This is a genomic window from Herpetosiphon gulosus (genome assembly GCF_039545135.1).
Taxonomy (GTDB): Bacteria; Chloroflexota; Chloroflexia; order Chloroflexales; family Herpetosiphonaceae; genus Herpetosiphon; species Herpetosiphon gulosus.
Map to the genome: position 1 here is coordinate 37,169 of NZ_BAABRU010000021.1, position 20,383 is coordinate 57,551.

The window sequence follows — 20,383 nt, forward strand, 5'->3', positions numbered from 1 at the left end:
GGAGCACACTTGTGGATTATGGCTTTGCAACCCGCGCGATCCATGCAGGGCAAGACCCTGAATCAGTAACTGGCGCTGTGATTGTGCCAATTTATCAGACTTCGACCTATGCCCAACGCGGTGTTGGCGATCATACTGGCTATGAATATTCACGGACTGATAATCCAACTCGTACCGCTTTACAAACCTGTTTAGCCGCTTTGGAAGAGGCCAAACATGCGTTGGTATTTGCTTCGGGCTTGGGTGCTTCAACCACCTTGATGCTCATGCTCAAGGCTGGCGATCATGTGATTTGTGGCGATGATGTCTATGGCGGCACCTATCGCTTGTTCCAACGGGTGATGACTGAGCATGGCTTGAGCTTTGATTTTGTCGATATGGCCGATCCTGAGGCGGTTCGGGCAGCAATCAAGCCTAATACGCGCTTGATTTGGCTGGAAACCCCAACCAACCCGCTGTTGAAACTCGCGCCGATTGCTGCCATTACCAAAGTTGCTCGTGAACATGGCATTTGGACGATTGTTGATAATACCTTTGCTTCACCTTACAACCAACGCCCAATTACTTTAGGGGCCGATATGGTGCTGCACAGCACGACCAAATATATCGGCGGCCATAGCGATGTAGTCGGCGGGGCAATTATGACCTCGAACGATGAACTTTATGAAAAATTGAAGTTCTTGCAAAATGCCGCTGGCGCTGTGCCAGGCCCATTCGATTGCTGGTTGGTCTTACGCGGAGTCAAAACCTTGAGCATTCGTATGCGCGAGCATGAACGCAATGCTTTGGCAATTGCCCAGTTCCTAACCGAGCATCCAGCAGTTGAAAAAGTGATTTATCCAGGCTTGCCGTCGCATCCTCAGCACAATTTGGCGCGGGAGCAAATGCGTGGCTTTGGCGGGATGATCTCAATCTTGCTGAAAGGCGGGGCTGAAGTTGCCAACGCCATGGTCAGCAAAACCAAGCTCTTTACCTTGGCCGAAAGCTTGGGCGGGATTGAATCGCTAATTGAAGTGCCTGCTGGCATGACTCATATGAGCGTTGCTGGCTCGAAACTTGAAGTACCAGCCAATTTAGTGCGGCTTTCGGTTGGAATCGAAGATATTAATGATTTATTGCGCGACCTTGAGCAAGCACTTGCGTAGTACTCATGGTTAAGCCGCTATAGCCATGGCTTGGATTAGGCTATGGCTGTCTCGCTTCCTAATCCAAGCTCGGTTCTTTCTTGTTGGAGGTTGGCTATGAAACAACGTCGCTGGGGCATACTTATGCTCTGGGTGCTCAGTTTAATGCTGTTTGCTGCGCCTAGTTTTGCCCAAGATGCACGGGTGGTGATCGATAATAATGGGGTTGATGTTGATGAAAGTCGGATCAATACGGCGGCTCGTCAATTAACCGATAAAGGCGCGTTGGTGGTGGTGGTGCTCACTGATAGCACCAATGGCCAAAGTGAAACTGCCTATTTGGATAGCCGCCTGAAAGCGCTTGGGATTGGCAATAGCTCAAAAGCTGGCGATCGCCCAAGTAATGTCTTGATCTATTATGTTTCATTCGACCCACGCTATAGCTCGATTTTGCCAGGCATCGACTACAATCAAGCCTTAACCACTGGCAATCAATCGGATTCGATTCGCAATAATCAACTGAATGCTGGGTTAAAGGTCAATGACCCCACTCGTGGTTTGGTTGATGCCATGACTGCAACTGCGCGAGTGATTAATGATCCAGCTGGAGCCGCCTCGAGCAGCTCGCAAAGCAGCAGTAGCAGCAGTGGGCTTGGCTCAAGCCTGGTATGGATAATTGTGATTATCGCCTTAGTCGCGATTGGTTTCTTTGTGGTGCCTGGCTTGCTCAAGCGCCGTTCGAACCAAGCCGCCGATTTAGGCGCACAAGCTAGTACCCGTGCTCGTTTTGATCAAGCCAAACGTAATGCTGGGGTCGGGATTGCCGACCTTGGGCAGGCCATGCGCGATGCTGCTGAAAAACAGCGTTTCGATAAAATTAGCTATCCATCAACCCAAGCCAACGAATTAGAACAGCGGCATCGGGCGGTTGAAAGTAGCTTTACTCAGCTCAAAGTTAAGTTTGATGATATTAATGAACACATTGATAACTTGTCAAATCCCTCAGTCACCGATTTAGAGGGCGCGGCTGGTGGCTACGATGGCATTACCAACCAAGTACGCCAAATTACCAGCGAATTGCAAGCAATGGATGCTTTGCGTAAGGAGCTTGATACGATTAATGCTCAAGCTCCAGGCGAGGTTGACCGCGCAAAAAAATGGTAACCGACGCTGCCGACTTGTTGCAACGGATTGGTGGAAAACAGGCTCAAGCCCAAGTTGCCACAATTCAACAACAAGTAGCGCAGGCCGCCGAAGCCTTAGCATCACAACATGCTAACGATGCTCGGCAAGCTGCTAGCGTAGCGTCGGAACAATTGATCAAACTTCAACCATTACTTGATCGGCTGAAAAGTGCCGAGGCCCAACTCAACGCCGCCGAGGAAAGTTTGGCTGGCTTAACTGGCAAGCGGGCAAGCGGTGTGAAACAGTTGGTCGCCGAAGGCCAGCAGGTTTTACAAAATGCCGCAGTGCAAATTAACGAAACTGATGCTAGCGATTTGGTCGATGAAGCTGAGCGAATCGCCCAACGCGCCTACAAGCTTGGGCCAGATTTCGCTAACACCCAGCAATCGTTCAACCAACGCCTCGAAGCGGTCAATGCGCGTGGCTTGGAATTGAACAATCGCCTAGAAGCAAGCCGCAACGAGTTTAGCGAAGTCAATCAATACGCTCCCGAATCGTGGAGCGATATTCGCGGCAATGGCAGCGAGGCAGCCTCAGCCGTGGCTCAAGCCCACCAACTTTGGCAAACCGCCCAAGCCAAAATCGCCCCAGAACAAGATGATTGGGCTGGTGGTTTAGAAGATTTGGAAACTGCCGAAGGTCGCTTGGTCTATGCGGATACCTTGTTGAGCGCAATTAGCCAGCGCTTGGCCGATTTACGCGAAGCCCAAAAGAGCGCAACCCATCAAATTGAAGATGCCAAGCGCGATATTAAACTTGGTTGGGGCTATGTGCGCAACAACGATGCCGATGTTGGCAAAGTACCTGAAAAAGCTTTGAATCAAGCCGAAGCTTTGATTCAAAACGTTGAAAGCCAATTGGCCCGCGAAAAACCCAATTGGATCAGCGTCTTGCAACAGGTTACCCAAGCTCGCCAATATGCCGACCAAGCCTTGGCTGGCGCTCGTTCTGAAGTTGAAACGATGAATGCCAAGCGTGCTCAAGCCAAAGATTTGGCCAAAGCGGCCCAGGCTGAGCTTGGCAAATTGCAAAACTTTGCTCAATTGCACCCAGTTGAGGCCACCCCTGAGCATCGTAAAAAAATCGATAGTTTGGGTCGCACGCTGAGTGAAGCCGATACCTCGTTGCTTTCCGCCGATCGTAACGAAGAGGATGCGCGGGCTGGAGCCTTGGATGCGGCGATTGCTGGCTATAACACGGTTATCAGCCAAGCAGCCCCGTTGTATAGCGCCATGTACGAAACCTTCCAATCATTGGAAGTCTTGCGGCGCGAAGCTTCAGAGGCGTTTCAAGTTGCCCAACAATCGCTCAACAACGCTAATCAATGGTATAACCAATACGGCCATGTCTTGCCTGCCAACTCGAATGGGCGCAGTTTGCTGACCCAAGCTCAACAAACGCTGAGGCAGTATAACCCCAATGCCAATGCTGAGGAACTTAAAAAGATTGCAGCAAGTGCACGTGAAGCCAATGGCTATGCCCACCAAGCAGCCCAAATTATCCAAAGTGCTGCCCAAACCTACCAACAAAGCCATCCCCAACAGTATGGTGGCCAGTATCCAAGTGGCCAATATTCGGGCCATCGTCGCGATCGCGATAACGATTTTGGCGATTTGCTGACCGGGATGTTTATCGGCTCGATGATGAATAGTGGCGGTAACCATCACCATGGTGGCGGTTGGGGTAGTGGTGGCGGTGGCGGCTGGAGCGGCGGCGGTAGCTCCAATAGTCCTAGCAGCGACTCCGGTGATTCTGGTGGTGGCTGGGGTGGCATGTTCAGCGGCGGTTCTGGCGATTCCGGTGGCGATTGGGGCGGCGATAGCAGCTCCGGCGATTCCGGCGGTAGCTGGTAGATGTTTTAAGAGCGCTGCACTCGATAATTGAGTGTAGCGCTTTTGGCTATTAGAATAAGGTTGGCAGATATATACTAGCCACAAAAAGGATTGGGATGAGTGGTATACCAAGCGTCATCCAACGCATCAATTTTGATGTGTCATCAAGGCATATAAATCCAATCACCAACAATGATAGAGAGAAGATACCACTAATCAATAGCCCTAGTGATAACGCAACCCGACATATGCCTTCGCGATCTATCCTACATGCAACTCCACCGATAATTGAAAAAAAGCCAATGCAAAAGATGCCTGTGTTTAAAAGATCTAAAATTGATAATATTATAATGCCACGTTTCGGTTTCTTAACGGTGCTTGGCACATGATAATTTGGCTCTTGCATTTCAACTACTCAATTACGCCTGATGTGAGTTAGACTTCCTTGATTACCGTAAAGGTGAGTACATCGATGCCAAATCGCGCACGCAACACGGCCTTCAAGACGAGATGGGTCACCTTTGTGGCAATTCTGGTCGCCAATCCGTCAACGGTTTTGGCCAACAAGCGCTCGACATTCCGTCCCGTATTTTGGAGTTCATGAAACGTTCCTTCGATCCGTTCCCGGATCGATCCGATCAAGCGATCAAAGACAACGGGATTGGGTGATTGATGCTGGCGTTTGGCTGTCCAGATACGATTCCCCGTTGTGTCCCGAACCGATTGTTGCCACGCTGCACCCAGAAAGCCTTTATCGGCCCAGATATCGGCATTGGTCACCTGATCCAGAATTGCGTCTGCAGCCGCTCGTTCATCGGTATGGGCTGGCACGAGATCATAGGCGACCGGAATGCCGTCGAGGGTCGTCAGCATGACCAGTTTATAGCCAAAATAGGCCAATTTGCGGCTGGCACAGTATCCATAGGTGGCACTGCCTGCAAAATCACTCCGACCTTTCGAACGCGTATACCCAACAACCGGAATGGGTTTGGTATCAAGAATGACCTGTGGACGGGTGATCAGCGCCCATGAATGGAGCCACGACTGGCGCAATGCTTCGAGCAGGCTGCGGAGCCGTCGGGCATGGCGATTGAATTGGCTTTGATGGGGCAGGGTTGGAAACAAATCACCATGGGTTGCCCGCAGAAAGCCTAAGAAGCCCGTTTCGCTAGGAAAAGGGACGATATCCATGGCCAAGAGAATCGTTAACACCTCGCTTGGTGCCAATGCTGGCGCTGGTCCAGGCACGGCTGGCATAGCGTGCTAGGTTGACGATTGATACCAATCGTCAACGAGCACATAGACGATCGTAATCAGGTCAGAAAATGCTATACTTGCCATGGACGGAACTCCTGTTGATGGTGGGTAAGCACTTCCATCGTGGGACTTCCGTCTTTGTTTGTCAAGCGACGCGTTCGTCATAACTCACATCAGGCGTCAATTATATTGAACTAAAGGTATTCGCTGGTGGTTTCATTGAGCAGATTTGGCAAGACCAAGCGTACCAACCCGCCGCTGATCACAATCGCAATGGGGTGCAAAATCAAAGGCCACAAAGCGCTATCACTCGGATCAGCTTGAATCATCAGCCAGCGAACGCCAAATAGAATGCCAACGATCAGAGCTGGTAATAACCAAACCAACCATTTTTCGGCTTGTTGCTGTGGGTCGAGCCAACGTCGCCAACTATAAATGCCAAGCGCTAAGATTAAACCCTCGGCTAAACCCAGCCCTAACCCAAAAACCGCCCCAAAGCCCAGCGCCAAAGCTGCTGCGGGCAAAAATAGGGGGCTGCTAATTCCGAGTAAACTGAGGCAAAAACCATAGGCTGCCCCAGCTAAGCAACCAATTGCCATGCCAAAACCAAGGCTAAATTTGCTGATCGTCCAGAGCTTGGGCTTAGGGTAGGCCGAAAGTGTGGGTTGAAGCATAACCTCTCCTATTCAATCGAGTCGATGCTATCTAAAAATAATGGTAAGAATAATAGCAAAAAGAAACTCATCAGCCAATTGGGGTAGCGAATAAAAATATAAAAGTAAAACAGCTGAGTTTCGCGACCGAAAAACAAGCCAATATATTCGATCAACGAGTAGTTAGCCGCAAAGAATGGATACCAACTGAGGCAGTGCAAACTGCTTAATATGATTGGCGTTACCAGCCATAAGCTGAGATTGCCGATAAAATTTGCCGCAAACCATCTGCGCCAATTGTAAATGATGATTGCCACAATTGGGCTACCAATCACGCCCATGAATAACCCATAAACTAAGCCAATGATAGCTGCCGGCAAGCCAATAAAAACATGAAATCCAGCACCAAGCCCAAAACCATAGATACCGCCGATAATCGTGCCTAAACGGATGCCATAGCCAAAACAATCATCGATCAATTGATCAAGGCTGGGTTTCGGAAGATCACTCTGTTGACGATTCATCTGAGATACTCCCAATTAAAGCAGATTTTTCGCTTAAACGGAAGTATCTCGCGGCCATGTTACAGGACTGTTACACGGTTCGATCAAGTTGGTTGGGTTTCGAAGAGAATACTAGGAATGACGATGATCAGCGTAATACTCATAATAATACATGGCCAACTAACAAAGATGCTCAAAAAACTATATTCGGTCACACTTCGGGACAATAATTTAAGATACCAGCCAAAATCGCCAAATGAATTTACATGATAGGCAATGACGATATAGGTTGTACTGAGCGGCAACGGAGCTAACCAGCGGATATAGCGTTCGTCAAATGTATATGGATTGAGCCATTTACGCCAAGCAAAAATACACAGTGCTAAAATAAACCCGCCGATGAATCCTGCGGCTAGCCCAATCAAAAAGCCCACTGGCAAGCCAAAAATTAAACCTGCCAGTAATCCATAACCTGAGCCAAGCATTGCTCCAAGCTTCATACCACGTCGAACGCATTCATTGAAAATAAGCCTAAAATGGGCTTTCCCAATCTGATTCGTAGCAACTTGATACATTTGCGATACTCCCTAATAAATTACCTTCGCTCACAAGGAGTATCGCAAAGCTTTGTTACACCAGCGTTACAAGCCATGGTTTATAACGTTTGACTTTTATCGAGGATGATGGGGATACCGATCACCATCGTGACGGTAATGATCAAACTTGGCCATGTCACAAACCTACTCAATTGATTAGAGACCGTAATATTTCTCAAAAGTTCATAGAAATATTCACCCAAGTTGGCTTGCTGTGCAAGGAGAGCATAGCCAACCAAGCTATACCCTGAAACAATAATCGATGGGGCAAACCAATACAGATGGTATAAGTTTAGATTACGTGGCTGAAACAATTGCTGCCAACAATAAATCACGATTGCTAAGATCACGCTCCCAACAACTCCAACGATGCCACCAACAATACCAGCCACAAGCAGACCATAGACTGCGGTGAAATAATAGCCATAGATTGCGCCAATCGAAACACCAAGCCCAGGCCCACGTTGAATACATGCATCAAAAATGCTTTCGAATGATGATTGAATGTTGGGGTTGTTAGGAACATGATACATAGCTCAGACTCCTTGATAACCTGAAAATCTTCGCTCGCAAGGAGTATTGCAAAGCCCTGTTACACCAGCGTTACAAGCCCAAGGTGCATGAAAAACTTTTCTGATCCATCAACGTATTGGGTTATAGTAGAACTGATCCAAGCATATATTCAATGAGAGACCGATTTCAGCATGGGAGAGATCTATGGTTAAGTACGTTCGTTCGATAATCATCATTGGATTAGGTTTAGTGGCAATTGCTAGTTTTTTATATCTTGGGCGCAGAAATCAATTAGGTCCAAGTGATCAAGCGAATAATGCTGTTCCTAGCGGATCGCCACTCGATTTTAGCCAACAGCGTTGTGAGGATATCCTCTATGGTGCTAGCTATAGCAACCAAAGAATTATCCATCCAGATGTGGAAATTGAACCCAAACCAAAAGATCAGATTAGCTTCCCAATCTCGGAAACAGTTGTCTACAGGCTCTGGTTTAGCTATCAAGGCTATCACTATCAAAAAGAATGTGCTGAGCCGCTAAATATGCTCCATACAAATGTTGATCAATGGCACTTGGTTAAAGGTCAGTGGTTTAATGGTTTTAGTGCAATGGGCTATAAGCTCTTTTCTGATGCGTTTACCCATCCATATACTGGTTTTGCTCTGGCTGAGAACCCGCATGAGCATCTGTTTACGCTCGAAACCGAACTCGCTATGATCGATGCACTTGAACCTGATAGAAATGAACATGCTGCTGGTTTGGTATTTCGCGTCCCTGCTTTGGCTAATCCTGAACAGGCAACTGGCTATGGCGTAGTATTGACTACCAAAGGCCCAACTGACCAGCCAGCAGTCAAGCTATTCACATTTGACTCGGCTGCCACAATCATCAAGCTTGTGCCATTGGAGGTGCAAACAGGCCAACTGTATCAACTCAAAGTTGCCGTATCGCCAGCCCCCGACCCACGGATCAAGGTTTGGGTTGACGGTAATTTGATGATCGACGTAGCTGATCCTGATCCCAATACCATTGGCTATGCTGGCTTCATGGTCAATAACGAAGTCGCCGACTTTGATCATATCTATTTGTATAATCAAGGTTCTCCGCTAGCGGCTAGCGCGGTGCAAACCAACCTCACAGCACCTTGGGTCAAATTGCCTTTGACTGACCCATGGCTTGAAATTGCTGATACTGTGCGGGGCACTGGGGCTGGCGATAGTTTTTATATTGCTGATAGCAACACCGCCAATGGTCAATTGAGTGCTGATATTCAGTTTGATCCAGAGCAGCAGCCTGCAACCGCTGCCTTGCTGTTTCGCATACAAGATAAACTTGCACCAACCAATGGTAGTTATGGGGTTGGCATTTCGACGATTGATGGCGGCGAACTTAAATTATTCAAATTCCCCTATCAGCCGATCCAAATCGTCAAAACCCTCATTGTGCCTAATCAATCCTATAAGCTACAGGTAGAATTTATTGGCCCATACCTCAAAGTGCTGCTGAATGGGCAGACCGTGATTGACTATACGATGGATAGCAGTTATATCGAAGGTTTTGTTGGATTGAGTGTTTATAATTCGACGGCAAGCTTTAAAAATATCCAACTCACCCAGCCCCCATTGATTGAAAACTTCGCCACCAATTTGGCTGAACCGTGGCAGGTTAGCGATCTTGTGTGGCCAGTGAATGCCCTAGCCGCTCAGAAAATCAAGCGTGGTTTGTTGGTCTCAGCCATTGATAATGGGTTTTATCTATCCAATACTCCAACACCCGATCAGTTTATGTTTGAAAGTGAGATCCTATTAGTTGCCGACCCAGCCCAGGAACAAGCGACAGCTGGTTTGGTCATGTTTAGCGAATCTCGTGATACTAGCGAATCTACTGATACTGCGACTAAGGAAGCGCTGATTGTCTATATGAGTAGCAACAATGGTGGCGAGCTAGGCTTATTTGAGTACCCTGATCCAAAGGGAGGCTTAGTGCGCTATGCTGATGTCCCCTTGGCGCGTTGTCAGCTCCCAATTCACAAAGATGTCGTGTACAAGCTTAAAGTCATTTATGATGAATATGATCGAATTACGATTTCGCTGGATGGCCAAGCTTGTTTAAGCCATCCGCTAGCAAAACAGTATCATGGTGGTTATTTTGGGTTGGCTATGCGCGAAGGCAATGCCCTGTTTAATAATACGTTTGTGCTCACACCTTTAAACTAGAACCGGATTGATCAAGCATCTGCAAGCAAACCCTGAAAGCTAGGCAATCTAGGGTTTGCTTGCAGGCAAGCGCTAAATTTGCAAAATTAAAAGAGCTGTGCTATACTTTCAAACGTTGCTGAAACGCAACGCAAACTCAACGCGACTCCGTAGCTCAGTGGATAGAGCGTTTCCCTGCGGAGGAAAAGGTCGGGCGTTCGACTCGCCCCGGAGTCGCCACTTCTTTACAATCAAAACCCCACTAGGGAAGGTGGCAGAGTCCGGTTGAATGTACCGCCCTCGAAATGCGGCAAGGTGTAAAAACCTTCGTGGGTTCGAATCCCACCCTTCCCGCCACCAACATGGTAGCACTCCAACGTGCTTTTTTTATTTAATGCAGGCTATATTGCAAAATGCGACTCCGTAGCTCAGTGGATAGAGCGTTTCCCTGCGGAGGAAAAGGTCGGGCGTTCGACTCGCCCCGGAGTCGCCACTTCTTTATAATCAAAGCACCTTCGGGTGTTTTTTTGTTTAACTGGCTTTGCGCCATAAACGCCAACCATTGCTGGCCAACACAAAAAAGATTGCATATAGCAGCGCAACCAACAACGTGCCCTTAACGCTATACAGCCAAATTGCAATCACATCGACCGTAATCCAATAATACCAACATTCGATCCGCCGTTGAGCCATCAAAATCGTCGCCGTAAAGCTCATCACGGTAGTTAGCGAATCAACTAAAACATAGGTCGCGGGTTCAGGAAAATAGGCAGGCAGCCATTGATCAAGATTGCCAATAATCAACGCTAAAATCAGCGTGCCAACCACGGTAATGCCGAGCGCTAGTAGATTGTAGTTGCGTGAGCTGTAACGCGGTTTGGCGGCTTGCTCTTTGGGCTTCGACCAATGCCACCAGCCGTAAATACCAGTGAAAAAGTAATAAACTTGCTCAAAAGTATCGGCATACAGTTGAATTTGGTAAAACAGCACGAAGAAGAGCACCACCCCAATTAAGCCAATTGGCCAGTTGCTGATGCGCCCTCTCCCAACCAACCAAACCGACCATAAATTGAAGATCGTGCCGACTAATTCGAGATAGCTCATGGAGTAGCCAAAGAGCGTGAAGGCAATCGTATTAATATCGAAGAAACTGAATAAATCCATAAAACACCTCAGGCTGGGTTGGTAAGCAAATTGTGATAAAGCTGATGGCGTTGTAATATCCTTTGCACTTGGGCGATGCGCTGCTCAAGCGGGCCGCTAATTAAATAATAGGGTTGGCGACGTAGCTGTAATTGGGCTAATAGTTGTTTTTGGAAGATGATGCGTTGAACTTCGCCCGAGCGATCCCAAGTATCATCATAGGGAATATCGCTATCGCAAACCAACACCAAATCGTAGCGCTGTTGGGCTTGGTCGGCCAGTTGGGCCAAACGTGGCTCGGCCATGCCATGGTAGCTTAGCGCAAAGTGGTAGGTGGTTAAGGCATTGGTATCAACAAAGAGATAACGGTTGCTTTCCAGCAAGCGCTGTTCTTCGCGCTCAAGATGGCCCTCGGCAATTTCGACCAATTGCGGGGGTGTGAGCCGCCGATTATGCTGATGTTGCTCCCAATATTCGCGGCCATATTCGGGCATCCACTGGGTGTTAAATGCTTCGGCCAGTGCGGCGGTGAGCGTCGTTTTGCCAGTTGAGGGCGCACCAAGCAGCACGATTTTCATAATCAAATCGCGGTAAACACGGGGATGCAAAAACTCACGATAGCGATAGGGATCGCTGCGAATTTGGGTGGCTGAGATCGGCACTTGGTTGCGCGGCGGGTCAACTTGGCGATTGATTGCGTCCAGGGCTTGGCTCATATGTTCGCCATAAAATTCGCTCGAATAAAAATGGCTGATATTGCTAATGCCAAGTTGCTGAATCACATAATCTTCGTGGAGTTGCTGAATCTCGCGGGTATTGCCGATCACGCTTGGCCCATCCCACGCCTCAATCACTTGGGCTTGGGGGTAAAGCTCACGCAGCCAAGCGCTACGAACTGGCAATGGCACGCTGGTTTGTTCGGGGCTATCGTAAATGATAATTTGCAGCTCAGCCACTTCGCTGAGCGCCGTTTCAATCATCAGTTGATGGCCTTTGTGCAAGGGGGCAAATTTGCCGAGGGTCAAACCACGCATAGATTTTCCTAAACTTCAGGCTGGGTAAATTCACTATCAATTGTTTGATCATTGTTTGATTGATGCACATGCAGCACAATCGTATTGCTCTTGTTGCTATCGAGCGCTTGCAATACCCGCAAATTCATCAAGGCTGGATTGCGCTCAAGCATGCGGGCAGCGTTGGCTAAACTACGTAGCACAGCTTGCTCGCCACGAGCTTGCTCAAGTGCGGCGGCGGTTTCACGTTGGACTTTAGCTTGTTGTAATGCCGCCCGTTTCAACTCGGCTGGCAAACTAAAATCTTTGATTTGAATCGTTTGAATGCTTGCACCAAGCGCGTTGGCCTTGGGTTGCACCAGTGCTAAAATTTGGGGTGCGATCATGCTGCGATCAGCCAAGAGTTGATCGAGAGTATAGCCAGCGATCACCCCGCGCAAGGCCACCTGCAACTCATTATAGACAACCGTTTGAGCACTGGCATGGCTATGCGTCCAACGATCAGGCTGCTCGATTTGGAGATTAGCCACTAAATTGAGCTTAACACTGATCAAATCGGCGCTAAACATTTCTTGGCCACTCAAACTGAGCGAACTTGGGCGCACATCGAGCTGTGAGATCTCATAAGCATTACGCATAAAGCGGTATTTGCCAGGCTCAAGCACCCGTTGAAACTTACCATGTTTATAGAGCAAGCCACGTTCATGCTCATAAATTGTGCTAGCTGGAAAGAAACGGATTGCAGTGATCGTGATAAGAATCAACAACAGAACAATTAAACCCAAAACATCATCACCCATACGATCTACCTCTCAAAAATGATGTTACACGCCGCCCCACATGCCGCAATTGGCGGAAAGCCCGTAGCTTTGCAGAGCCTTTTGCAGGTACAATAGTGGATAAGCGTGTAACGGGTCAGGAATCGAACCTGATGTTCCAAAGTGATAAGCCTGAGTGGCAATTGCTTGGCTGCTACGCGACCAACAAGCCTAAGCTCATCAGCTTAAGCATAGCAAACAGTTGGCCATAAAAAAAGCCCCAATCTACCGAGGTAGACTAGGGCTTGCGATGGATTCTTGATCAAGCGTTGGCCTATTGCAGGGTCACATCGTCCACAAAGAACGAGGTGGTCAAGCTGCTGTCGGTGGTGCCAACGAATTGGACGCGCACGGTTTGGCCAGCGTAGGCCGACAAGCTAATCGTGTCCAGTGTCCAAGTGTTCTTGGTGCTAGCATTGCTCCACGTGCGCAACGTGGTGATCAACGAGCCGCTGCTGTTGTAGAGGCGAACATACAAGCGGTCGTAGACGGTGCTGCCACTTTCTTGGGTGCTCATGTACCAGTAGTAGCGCAATACACCATTTGATGGAACCGTCACGCTTTGATAGATGTTATCGGTGCCGCTGTTGTAGCCACCTAAGAAGGCGCTGTATGAGCCGCTGCGTGGGCGGGTGGTTGAGATAACTGCATAACCACCAGTTGAGCTTTGAACCCAGTTAGCGCTGCTCTCGAAGCCACCATTTTGCAAGCTGCCACCTGGTACTGGGGTGCTGGTTGGCACTGGAGTTCCTGGCACTGGCGTGCTGGTTGGTACTGGAGTTCCTGGCACTGGCGTGCTGGTTGGGCTTACCGTACCGACATAGCTGTTGATCCAGCTGGTGTAGTTGGAAACTTTGGTGTACACGCCATATTTGTTGGCGCGGGCACAACCGTCGCCCCAGCTGACAACACCACTGAGTTTCCATGAGCCGCTGCTTTGAGCGACGAATGGACCACCGCTATCGCCTTGGCAGGAGTCTTTGCCACCAGCAGCATAGCCAGCACACACCATGTTACCAGTGATTTGGCCGTTGTAGGCGTTTGAGGCATTACAGGTAGCGGTTGAAACTACAGGCACTTGCACTTTGTACAAGACGCTTGGTGATGAGCCACCTTCGGTCAATGCACCCCAACCAGTGACGGTTGACATCACCCCTGCGTTATACAAAGCGCTATCAGCGCTAGTAGCGAAGGGAATCACGGCAACACGGCTGTTGAGGGTAACAGCGCTGCTCAGTTTCAACAACGCAATGTCGTTGTCGTAGGTTGATGAGCTATAGCTTGGGTGAACAACTGCTTGGGCAATTGTGCGGCTTTGTTCAGTGCCTTCGTTGCTCGTCCAGTTGTGGTCGCCCATCACCACGCTGAGTGATGATACCGAGAAGCCTTGAACACAGTGGGCAGCGGTCAAAACCCATTGGGGAGCAATCAGCGAGCCACCACAATGCAGGCTACCGTTACGAGCTATCCGAGCTTGCCAGGGGAATTCACCAGCAGTAGCCGCCGAGCCACCGACAATTTTATCTGGTGGGGGCAATTGTTCGGAACCAGGTTGCTTTTCGTCAACAACAGGGAGCGGATAAACTTCGACTTTTTTGTTGTCTTTGGCTGAGGCAGCGTAGCCGCCCAACAATACTGATGTGCTCAACACCGTTGCAATGACCGCAGACCGTACCCGACGAATTGTCCAGCGTCCAGATCGTTCCATGATAGCTCCTTATGCACAGACCAAACGATGTTGTGTTATTGAGCCAAAGCCGTGTCCCAGCAAAGCATGCTTGCTCAACAAGTAAAAACTTTTTAACACACAACCTACTATAATTGACGAAATTGTTTGAATCAACTAGATTGTTTGTTAGATTGTTTGATGATTACGGCCTTTTCATGACGTGGCTCAAGCAATAACACTGCCGGAGAAGCGCGAAGGCGCACACCTCAACATCGTCGTTGCCAATCATCAACCTATCAATTGTTGAACCCTTGTGGCCGGCTCAGCCATCTGGGTTCACCGAGGTACTGCCTGTGGGACGCAAATCCAAGCAAGGTACGTCGTACCTTCGTCTACTCCGCGAAGAACGTGGGATTTCACTAACCGAGATGGTCAGGCTGGTCGGCTATACCAAAGGTTATATTTCAGCTGTCGAAACTGGGGTTTCCAAGCCAACCAGCGCCTTTTTACATGCCTACGAGCGAGCCTTGGGGTTGGGCGAGGGCAGTTTGGCCGCAAGCGCTGAGCAAGCAATTAGTCAAGTGCTGACCACCGCCCAAGCAGGCTTGATGCCTGAGCCACCTAAACTTGACCCAGCCCTCTTGCCGGTTGCCAATAAAGGTGCAGTTTTAGAAGGTGTCCAATCGATCCTGTTGCAGGCGATTGCCATGGTGACCGCCGCCGCCAAGCAAAGCCCATGGCCTGGGGCTGAAATTGTCGTGACCTTTCAAAGTGAGCATGACCCATTGACGGTATTTCCTGAATTGGCGGTGCCATGGCGAGCAGCTTTACGCCAAGCCTTGCACGCTGGCTGGAATGTGGTGCATCTCTGGCGCTTGCGGATTGAAAATCAACATCGGTTTGAATTAATTGCCCGGATGCTTTCGATGCTGGGCTATCGCGGCAAATATCAGCCCTATCTTTTTCCCAACCATGTATTGCCTGGTGCGCCTGCCGATGTGATTATTGTGCCTGGTCAAGGGGCGTTATGGCTGTTTGGCAGTCGCCAATCCAAACATGTTGATAGTGGCTTTTTCTTTCCCCCTGATAGCCCGCATTATCCATTAATTAGTCAATTTGCTACCACCATGCGTTCGCAGACCCAACCGCTGCTCGAAGTGTATCCCGAACGTTCGTTAGATTTCAAAGCCTTGGCCTTGCAATTTGAGGTCGAGGATGGCGCTCAATTATTGTTAAAAGAAGGTCTTAGTTTTCAATCGATGCCAATTGCAATTCGCAACGCTTGTATTCAACGGATTTTGCAAGCGCCCTTAGTGCGTTCACTGCAAGAACAGACCCATTTGGAAGTGTGGTGTCAGCAACTGTTAGATCACCATCGCCAACGTGTCCATTTATTTGAGCAATTTTTGCAAGATCGTCAGCACGAGGCGCGTCATGTTGTTACCAAAACCGCAATTTTGCGTTTATTGAGCCATGGCGAACTGCCTGCCGACGATTGGCTACGTGATCAGCCGCAAAGTCAGTTGACAGTAGCCGAGGCTTTGGCATGGTTGCGTCATGTGATTTGGCTCTTGCAAGTCTATCCAAATTATCAACTGGCGATCGTTGATGCGATTGATCCAGCCTACTTTCCAGTAGCGTGGAAGGTCGAAGGTCGTCAAACCTTGATTTTGGAATCGTGGCAAGCAGCTGATACTGAAGATGGTCGCGAAAACGTCAATATTATTATTCATGATCGGACAATTGCCCAATCATTCCGTGAACATTTTTTCAACTACTGGGAGCGTTTGAGTAGCCGCGAGCGCAACAAAGATTGTGTGATCGATTGGTTGCAGAGCCAAGTGATGCAGCCTGTCAAGCTGTAATCGCGATTGACTTCGGCGCACAACGGTCTTGGGCTAGTTGAAGGATTACTTGGACTAAGGAGCCAACCATGGCGAATCAATGGAATCCGAATATGTCGCCCTATCGGCAGGATCGTTCCTCATGTATTCCAGTATTGCTGATTATTTTCGTGCTAACGCTCGGGATTGGTGGTGGGATTTATTTTTTCGTCAATAATGTGATGAACGAGGCCTTTGAATCGAGCATTACCCAAGTCTCATCGCAAATGGAAACGGCAGTGGTTGGTGGGAGTGGGGCAAATGAACCAGCGATTGCAGGCTCGGTGCTCTATAGTTCAACCCAATTAGCCTATGATCGCAATGGTGACGAGCGGAATGAACTTTTGGTTCAAATCACCAGCAATAACAAATATTCAATGGCCTTGCTCGATGGCGCTGATGGCAAACCAATTTGGCAAACTGAGCTTGGCAGCGAATCCTATGAGTTGGTTGCCCTTGATAAGTATGTAGCAGTGATTAAAGAACGCGATTTTCGCTTATTTAATAGTCAAGATGGCACATTTGGCTGGCAAACCCGCTTAACTGATCGGCTCCAAAGTAATCCACCAATGGTATTTATTGCTGATGACCTCTTGGTAATTCAGACTTACGATAATATTTTGACGGCCTATGAATTGAAAACAGGCAGCCAACGATGGCAAAAAACCTTGGAAGCGAGCTATGCCAGTGATTTGGTGCGGCTTGGTGATGAATTATGTGGAACTGAACGTGATGCTGAATCGTTAGAGTTTGTAGTTTGCTACGCCTTGAAAACTGGCGAACAGCGCCAAGCCATCCAATTGAATAACGATTGGACCGAACAAGTGGAATGGATTGCTGATCCGCTAAACAACGATGGAATTTTGCGCTTACAAAGTGATCCTGAGCCAATTACGCTCTCAGCGATTGGGCTTGATCAGCAGCAGCGCTGGAGTGTTGAGCTGGATGAGGCGTTTTACTATAGTTTTCGCGGTAGTGAGCAACGCTTTGCCAATAGTAGTGATAGTTTGGCGATTGGGGCTGAGCAACATATCGCGATTATTACCGCTGAACGCAAGGTTGTTATGTATAGTTTGACCGATTATGCGCTGACCCCGTTGGGTTTTGATAATGATGTTTTATATGTTTCGGCAGTCAAGCAGCGCGGCACCAATACGGTCAGCATTTTAGCGATCAATGCCCAAACTGCTGAACTCATTTGGCGGCTTGACGACCTTGGTGAATCGCATGAGTGGAGTGGCAGCGGTAAAATTCAAGGGGTTGTTGTCCCTGGTGAGGGTATGATCTTTGGCTGGCTCGACCCCGAAATTGATGATTTGGTACGGGTGCAATTACTCAAACGCCAAGATGGCACGGTTGGCTGGTCGTTCCAACAACAGATGTTTATTGGTCAAGTACCTGTATTAACTCGAACCGGCAATGCTTTGCTGATTCAGACCAGCGACGGTTTGGCAATGACCAATTTACGGACTGGCGAAAGTTTGTGGACGCTAACGCGCTAAAAACCAAAAAGCCCCTTGAGTTTGTTCAAGGGGCTTTTGCTTGACTTATTGCGGGTGAGCAAAATTGTGCAATACCTGAACCAGCGAGTTGAGGTCAAGATTACGTACATACAACGAACCTTCAGCTTCGGGCACAAGCAACCATTGTTGTTGCTCGCCACAGACCAAGGTAAAGGCTTGTTGCACGCTAGTTTCTGGTTTATTTTGCAAGAGCGCTAAGGCGCTAATTGAGCGCAATTGCTCGAAACTCTGGCCAAATGCTTCAGCCACATTGGCAGTTAAACCACCAGCCTGCAACTGCTCAACCACCTGTTCACGTTTGATCGTGCGCATGCTGGCGATGCTCCGAAAAACTGCTTCGCTCAAGCTTCCGGTTAGCGTTTCGGCTACTTCAACCTCGGCTGGCTCAATAATATCGAGCGCTGCCTGCACAATCTCACGTGTGTGGGGTAGGGCAATCAATTGGTGAATGCCACCTTGGCCGCGATGGAAAAGGTATTGTTGTTTGGCATGATGAATATAGTTTGCTTGCTGTTTTTGGCCAGCAGGCTGATGCAAAATCACCCAAGTTTGGCTTGGCTGGCTAACAATGCTCAACCACTCGGCCACCATCGGCTCCAAAACAGGTTGATCATCGGTTAATTCGAGCAGGCCGTGGGCGATCAAACTGCGTTCGGCGGCCCCTAGCAGGTATTGTTGATATTGCTCAGGCAAATCGCCAAAGACTTGATTGGCCAAATCGTCAAAGCCCAGCGGCAAGGGCAAATCGGCCACAATCAAACAAACAAATAATTCCTCTTGGCTTAACGAAAAGCCGCGTAATTCACTCATTGGATACTCCATGGATTAATTTGAGAATGCGATTATACCAGCAGCCCGATTAAGCATTGCTCAGCCAAATCCTGCAAGCCGATCACCGACAGTCAATTAATGACCCCCAGCCCTTGACCTTAAAAAAAGACCCTCGCCACCAAAATGGCAGCGAGGGCGATTGAACCAACGTCAATTAGCGATTAATCAAGATAGGCTCGCAGGTGTTGACCAACATTGGGTTGGCGCAGGTGGCGCATCGCTTCGGCTTCGATTTGGCGGGTTCGTTCGCGGGTAATCCCGAATTCAGCGCCAACTTCTTCGAGTGTGCGGCGTTTACCATCGGCCAAGCCATAGCGCAGCAACAAGATTTGGCGTTCGCGGTCGGGCAATTGCGAGAGCGCATCGGCCAATTCATCTTGCAACATCATGCGGGTGGCCTGCTCAAGTGGGGCTTCATCGGTATCGTCGGCCAAAAATTCGCCAACACGGCCTTGGCCTTCTTTGCCAATTGGTTGCTCCAACGACACTGGCTGAACCGAAGCATTCAACATACGCTTGACCTTGCGCAAACTTACGCCCAGGGCATCGGCCAATTCATCAGGCGTTGCTTCACGTTGCAAGGCTTGCTCAAGCTGGTAAGCGACACGGCGCATTTGGGCAATTGATTCGCTCAAGTGGACTGGCAAGCGGATGGTGCGGCTTTGCTCGGCGATCGCACGCGTAACTGCTTGGCGAATCCACCATGTGGCATAGGTTGAAAAACGATTACCCTTGCGATAATCGAATTTCTCGACCGCCCGCATCAGGCCGATATTGCCTTCTTGGATCAAATCCATGAACGACATATGATTGCCAATATATTTTTTGGCAACGCTTACAACCAAGCGCAAATTGGCTTGGGTCAGCTTGCGGCGGCCTTCATTACCAAAATCAACGCGGCGTTCGAGGGCGGTACGTTCATCCCAGGTTGCATACTGCTCGGTTTGCAACTGATGTTCCGCCTTGCGCCCGGTTTCAATTTGCTTGGCCAGCGTAATTTCTTCCTCGGCGGTGAGCAACTCAACCTCGCCGATTTCACGCAAATACATCTGGACTGAATCTTCGACAGCCTCGGAATAGAGCGTTTTCTTGCGGCGTAGGTTTACAATTGCTAATTCTACGTCTTCATCATTAAAACCCGGCTCAAGCTCCCAGCCCTCGGGGGCATCTTCGAGTTCCGGTTGGTTTTTTGCTACATTCATCGTTTCATACTTTGTCATCGTCCACGCTCGCTGGGCTACGCCCACTATGGCTTTCGCTGCTGGCGGCGCACGAAAGCTATCTATTGAACCCGCAGGATTCTCTATGCAATCTACTACGTTACGTCTGGTAAGCTTGGATGTGCAGATGGATTGTGGTGGGCTGCTTACCATTTGGATTGTGCTAAGCAAAAACCACGCCACGAACTGTAATTCTTACAGTTACAGTATAACAAGTATAGTATAGCAAGAGATTCGTCAAGATCAATAAGCCAAAAGGGGTAGTTTAAAGATGTTCAAAGTTTCTTCATAGGTTAGGAGTAAAGTGCTAGTGTACAATGGGACTATAGTATGCTTTGCAGGATTACATTGATTGTTAGGTGTCAAAAAGAGAGGTGAAATAATGGTTAAAAACTATTGCAAAGGGTATAGCTATCCGCTATAATGC

Annotated in this window: 17 protein-coding genes, 3 tRNA genes and 1 pseudogene; 9 read left to right on the top strand and 12 right to left on the bottom strand. The window is 48.7% G+C overall.

The genetic code is table 11. The annotated features are described in order from the left end of the window. Window positions 1-11 precede the first annotated feature (11 nt). From ABEB26_RS22080 to ABEB26_RS22090, 3 genes are all read left to right on the top strand, one after another. Window positions 12-1,145: a cystathionine gamma-synthase gene (locus ABEB26_RS22080; RefSeq protein ID WP_012188065.1), complete on the top strand. Its 1,134-nt coding sequence runs from the start codon at window positions 12-14 to the stop codon at window positions 1,143-1,145. A gap of 96 nt (window positions 1,146-1,241) precedes the next feature. Further along, the gene (locus tag ABEB26_RS22085; RefSeq protein WP_345724254.1) at window positions 1,242-2,288 is read left to right on the top strand and encodes a TPM domain-containing protein; all 1,047 of its coding nucleotides are present in this window, start codon (window positions 1,242-1,244) and stop codon (window positions 2,286-2,288) included. Further along, window positions 2,282-4,162, top strand: a complete 1,881-nt coding sequence (locus ABEB26_RS22090; protein WP_345724255.1) for a coiled-coil domain-containing protein — start codon at window positions 2,282-2,284, stop codon at window positions 4,160-4,162. Before ABEB26_RS22085 ends, ABEB26_RS22090 begins: the two co-directional genes overlap by 7 nt. 49 nt (window positions 4,163-4,211) lie before the next feature. Here the strand turns inward: ABEB26_RS22090 and ABEB26_RS22095 are convergent, their stop codons facing one another. The 6 genes and pseudogenes from ABEB26_RS22095 to ABEB26_RS22120 all read right to left on the bottom strand — a co-directional run bounded on the left by ABEB26_RS22095 (window position 4,212) and on the right by ABEB26_RS22120 (window position 7,683). Further along, on the bottom strand, window positions 4,212-4,547 hold the full coding sequence (locus ABEB26_RS22095) for a hypothetical protein (protein ID WP_345724256.1): 336 nt from the start codon (window positions 4,545-4,547) through the stop codon (window positions 4,212-4,214). A gap of 29 nt (window positions 4,548-4,576) precedes the next feature. Then, a pseudogene (locus tag ABEB26_RS22100) lies at window positions 4,577-5,482 on the bottom strand (IS982 family transposase). A 110-nt stretch (window positions 5,483-5,592) separates the two neighbouring features. Continuing rightward, complete coding sequence (locus ABEB26_RS22105; protein ID WP_345724258.1) at window positions 5,593-6,072, bottom strand: hypothetical protein; 480 nt, start codon at window positions 6,070-6,072, stop codon at window positions 5,593-5,595. Window positions 6,073-6,080: 8 nt separating this feature from the next. Then, complete coding sequence (locus tag ABEB26_RS22110; RefSeq protein ID WP_345724259.1) at window positions 6,081-6,575, bottom strand: hypothetical protein; 495 nt, start codon at window positions 6,573-6,575, stop codon at window positions 6,081-6,083. A gap of 83 nt (window positions 6,576-6,658) precedes the next feature. Then, window positions 6,659-7,054, bottom strand: a complete 396-nt coding sequence (locus ABEB26_RS22115; protein WP_345724260.1) for a hypothetical protein — start codon at window positions 7,052-7,054, stop codon at window positions 6,659-6,661. 155 nt (window positions 7,055-7,209) lie between these two features. After that, window positions 7,210-7,683, bottom strand: coding sequence for a hypothetical protein (locus ABEB26_RS22120; RefSeq protein ID WP_345724261.1), 474 nt, complete (start codon window positions 7,681-7,683; stop codon window positions 7,210-7,212). A gap of 184 nt (window positions 7,684-7,867) precedes the next feature. On the opposite strand from ABEB26_RS22120, the gene ABEB26_RS22125 reads away from it, so the two are divergent. From ABEB26_RS22125 to ABEB26_RS22140, 4 genes are all read left to right on the top strand, one after another. Next, a complete protein-coding gene (locus ABEB26_RS22125) occupies window positions 7,868-9,877 on the top strand; it encodes a 3-keto-alpha-glucoside-1,2-lyase-like domain-containing protein (protein WP_345724262.1) in 2,010 nt (669 codons plus the stop codon). Window positions 9,878-10,020: 143 nt separating this feature from the next. Continuing rightward, window positions 10,021-10,096: transfer RNA gene (locus tag ABEB26_RS22130), tRNA-Arg, on the top strand. A gap of 25 nt (window positions 10,097-10,121) precedes the next feature. Then, window positions 10,122-10,213, top strand: a tRNA-Ser gene (locus ABEB26_RS22135). A gap of 60 nt (window positions 10,214-10,273) precedes the next feature. Then, window positions 10,274-10,349: transfer RNA gene (locus ABEB26_RS22140), tRNA-Arg, on the top strand. A 38-nt stretch (window positions 10,350-10,387) separates the two neighbouring features. Here ABEB26_RS22140 and pnuC read toward each other — a convergent pair. From pnuC to ABEB26_RS22160, 4 genes are all read right to left on the bottom strand, one after another. After that, complete coding sequence (gene pnuC / locus ABEB26_RS22145; protein WP_345724264.1) at window positions 10,388-11,020, bottom strand: nicotinamide riboside transporter PnuC; 633 nt, start codon at window positions 11,018-11,020, stop codon at window positions 10,388-10,390. Window positions 11,021-11,028: 8 nt separating this feature from the next. Beyond that, entirely contained in the window at window positions 11,029-12,033 is a 1,005-nt protein-coding gene (locus ABEB26_RS22150; RefSeq protein WP_345724265.1) for an AAA family ATPase, read from the bottom strand. An 8-nt stretch (window positions 12,034-12,041) separates the two neighbouring features. Beyond that, window positions 12,042-12,812, bottom strand: a complete 771-nt coding sequence (locus ABEB26_RS22155; RefSeq protein ID WP_345724267.1) for a slipin family protein — start codon at window positions 12,810-12,812, stop codon at window positions 12,042-12,044. A gap of 292 nt (window positions 12,813-13,104) precedes the next feature. Further along, a complete protein-coding gene (locus ABEB26_RS22160; RefSeq protein WP_345724268.1) occupies window positions 13,105-14,538 on the bottom strand; it encodes a DUF1986 domain-containing protein in 1,434 nt (477 codons plus the stop codon). Between the two features lie 314 nt (window positions 14,539-14,852). On the opposite strand from ABEB26_RS22160, the gene ABEB26_RS22165 reads away from it, so the two are divergent. Beyond that, entirely contained in the window at window positions 14,853-16,364 is a 1,512-nt protein-coding gene (locus ABEB26_RS22165; protein ID WP_345724269.1) for a helix-turn-helix domain-containing protein, read from the top strand. Window positions 16,365-16,432: 68 nt separating this feature from the next. Continuing rightward, complete coding sequence (locus ABEB26_RS22170) at window positions 16,433-17,884, top strand: outer membrane protein assembly factor BamB family protein (RefSeq protein WP_345724270.1); 1,452 nt, start codon at window positions 16,433-16,435, stop codon at window positions 17,882-17,884. Between the two features lie 45 nt (window positions 17,885-17,929). On the opposite strand, the gene ABEB26_RS22175 is transcribed toward ABEB26_RS22170, so the two are convergent. After that, window positions 17,930-18,715 (bottom strand): hypothetical protein, encoded by a 786-nt coding sequence (locus tag ABEB26_RS22175; protein WP_345724271.1) that lies wholly within the window; start codon window positions 18,713-18,715, stop codon window positions 17,930-17,932. A gap of 182 nt (window positions 18,716-18,897) precedes the next feature. Continuing rightward, on the bottom strand, window positions 18,898-19,956 hold the full coding sequence (locus ABEB26_RS22180; protein ID WP_041303858.1) for a sigma-70 family RNA polymerase sigma factor: 1,059 nt from the start codon (window positions 19,954-19,956) through the stop codon (window positions 18,898-18,900). Between the last annotated feature and the right edge of the window lie 427 nt (window positions 19,957-20,383).

Coding starts and splice junctions, on each gene's coding strand:
- ABEB26_RS22085 (WP_345724254.1), top strand. CDS start 1,242: ATGAAACAACGTCGCTGGGGCATACTTATGCTCTGGGTGCTCAGTTTA.
- ABEB26_RS22090 (WP_345724255.1), top strand. CDS start 2,282: ATGGTAACCGACGCTGCCGACTTGTTGCAACGGATTGGTGGAAAACAG.
- ABEB26_RS22095 (WP_345724256.1), bottom strand. CDS start 4,547: ATGCAAGAGCCAAATTATCATGTGCCAAGCACCGTTAAGAAACCGAAA.
- ABEB26_RS22105 (WP_345724258.1), bottom strand. CDS start 6,072: ATGCTTCAACCCACACTTTCGGCCTACCCTAAGCCCAAGCTCTGGACG.
- ABEB26_RS22110 (WP_345724259.1), bottom strand. CDS start 6,575: ATGAATCGTCAACAGAGTGATCTTCCGAAACCCAGCCTTGATCAATTG.
- ABEB26_RS22115 (WP_345724260.1), bottom strand. CDS start 7,054: ATGAAGCTTGGAGCAATGCTTGGCTCAGGTTATGGATTACTGGCAGGT.
- ABEB26_RS22120 (WP_345724261.1), bottom strand. CDS start 7,683: ATGTATCATGTTCCTAACAACCCCAACATTCAATCATCATTCGAAAGC.
- ABEB26_RS22125 (WP_345724262.1), top strand. CDS start 7,868: ATGGTTAAGTACGTTCGTTCGATAATCATCATTGGATTAGGTTTAGTG.
- pnuC (WP_345724264.1), bottom strand. CDS start 11,020: ATGGATTTATTCAGTTTCTTCGATATTAATACGATTGCCTTCACGCTC.
- ABEB26_RS22150 (WP_345724265.1), bottom strand. CDS start 12,033: ATGCGTGGTTTGACCCTCGGCAAATTTGCCCCCTTGCACAAAGGCCAT.
- ABEB26_RS22155 (WP_345724267.1), bottom strand. CDS start 12,812: ATGGGTGATGATGTTTTGGGTTTAATTGTTCTGTTGTTGATTCTTATC.
- ABEB26_RS22160 (WP_345724268.1), bottom strand. CDS start 14,538: ATGGAACGATCTGGACGCTGGACAATTCGTCGGGTACGGTCTGCGGTC.
- ABEB26_RS22170 (WP_345724270.1), top strand. CDS start 16,433: ATGGCGAATCAATGGAATCCGAATATGTCGCCCTATCGGCAGGATCGT.
- ABEB26_RS22175 (WP_345724271.1), bottom strand. CDS start 18,715: ATGAGTGAATTACGCGGCTTTTCGTTAAGCCAAGAGGAATTATTTGTT.
- ABEB26_RS22180 (WP_041303858.1), bottom strand. CDS start 19,956: ATGACAAAGTATGAAACGATGAATGTAGCAAAAAACCAACCGGAACTC.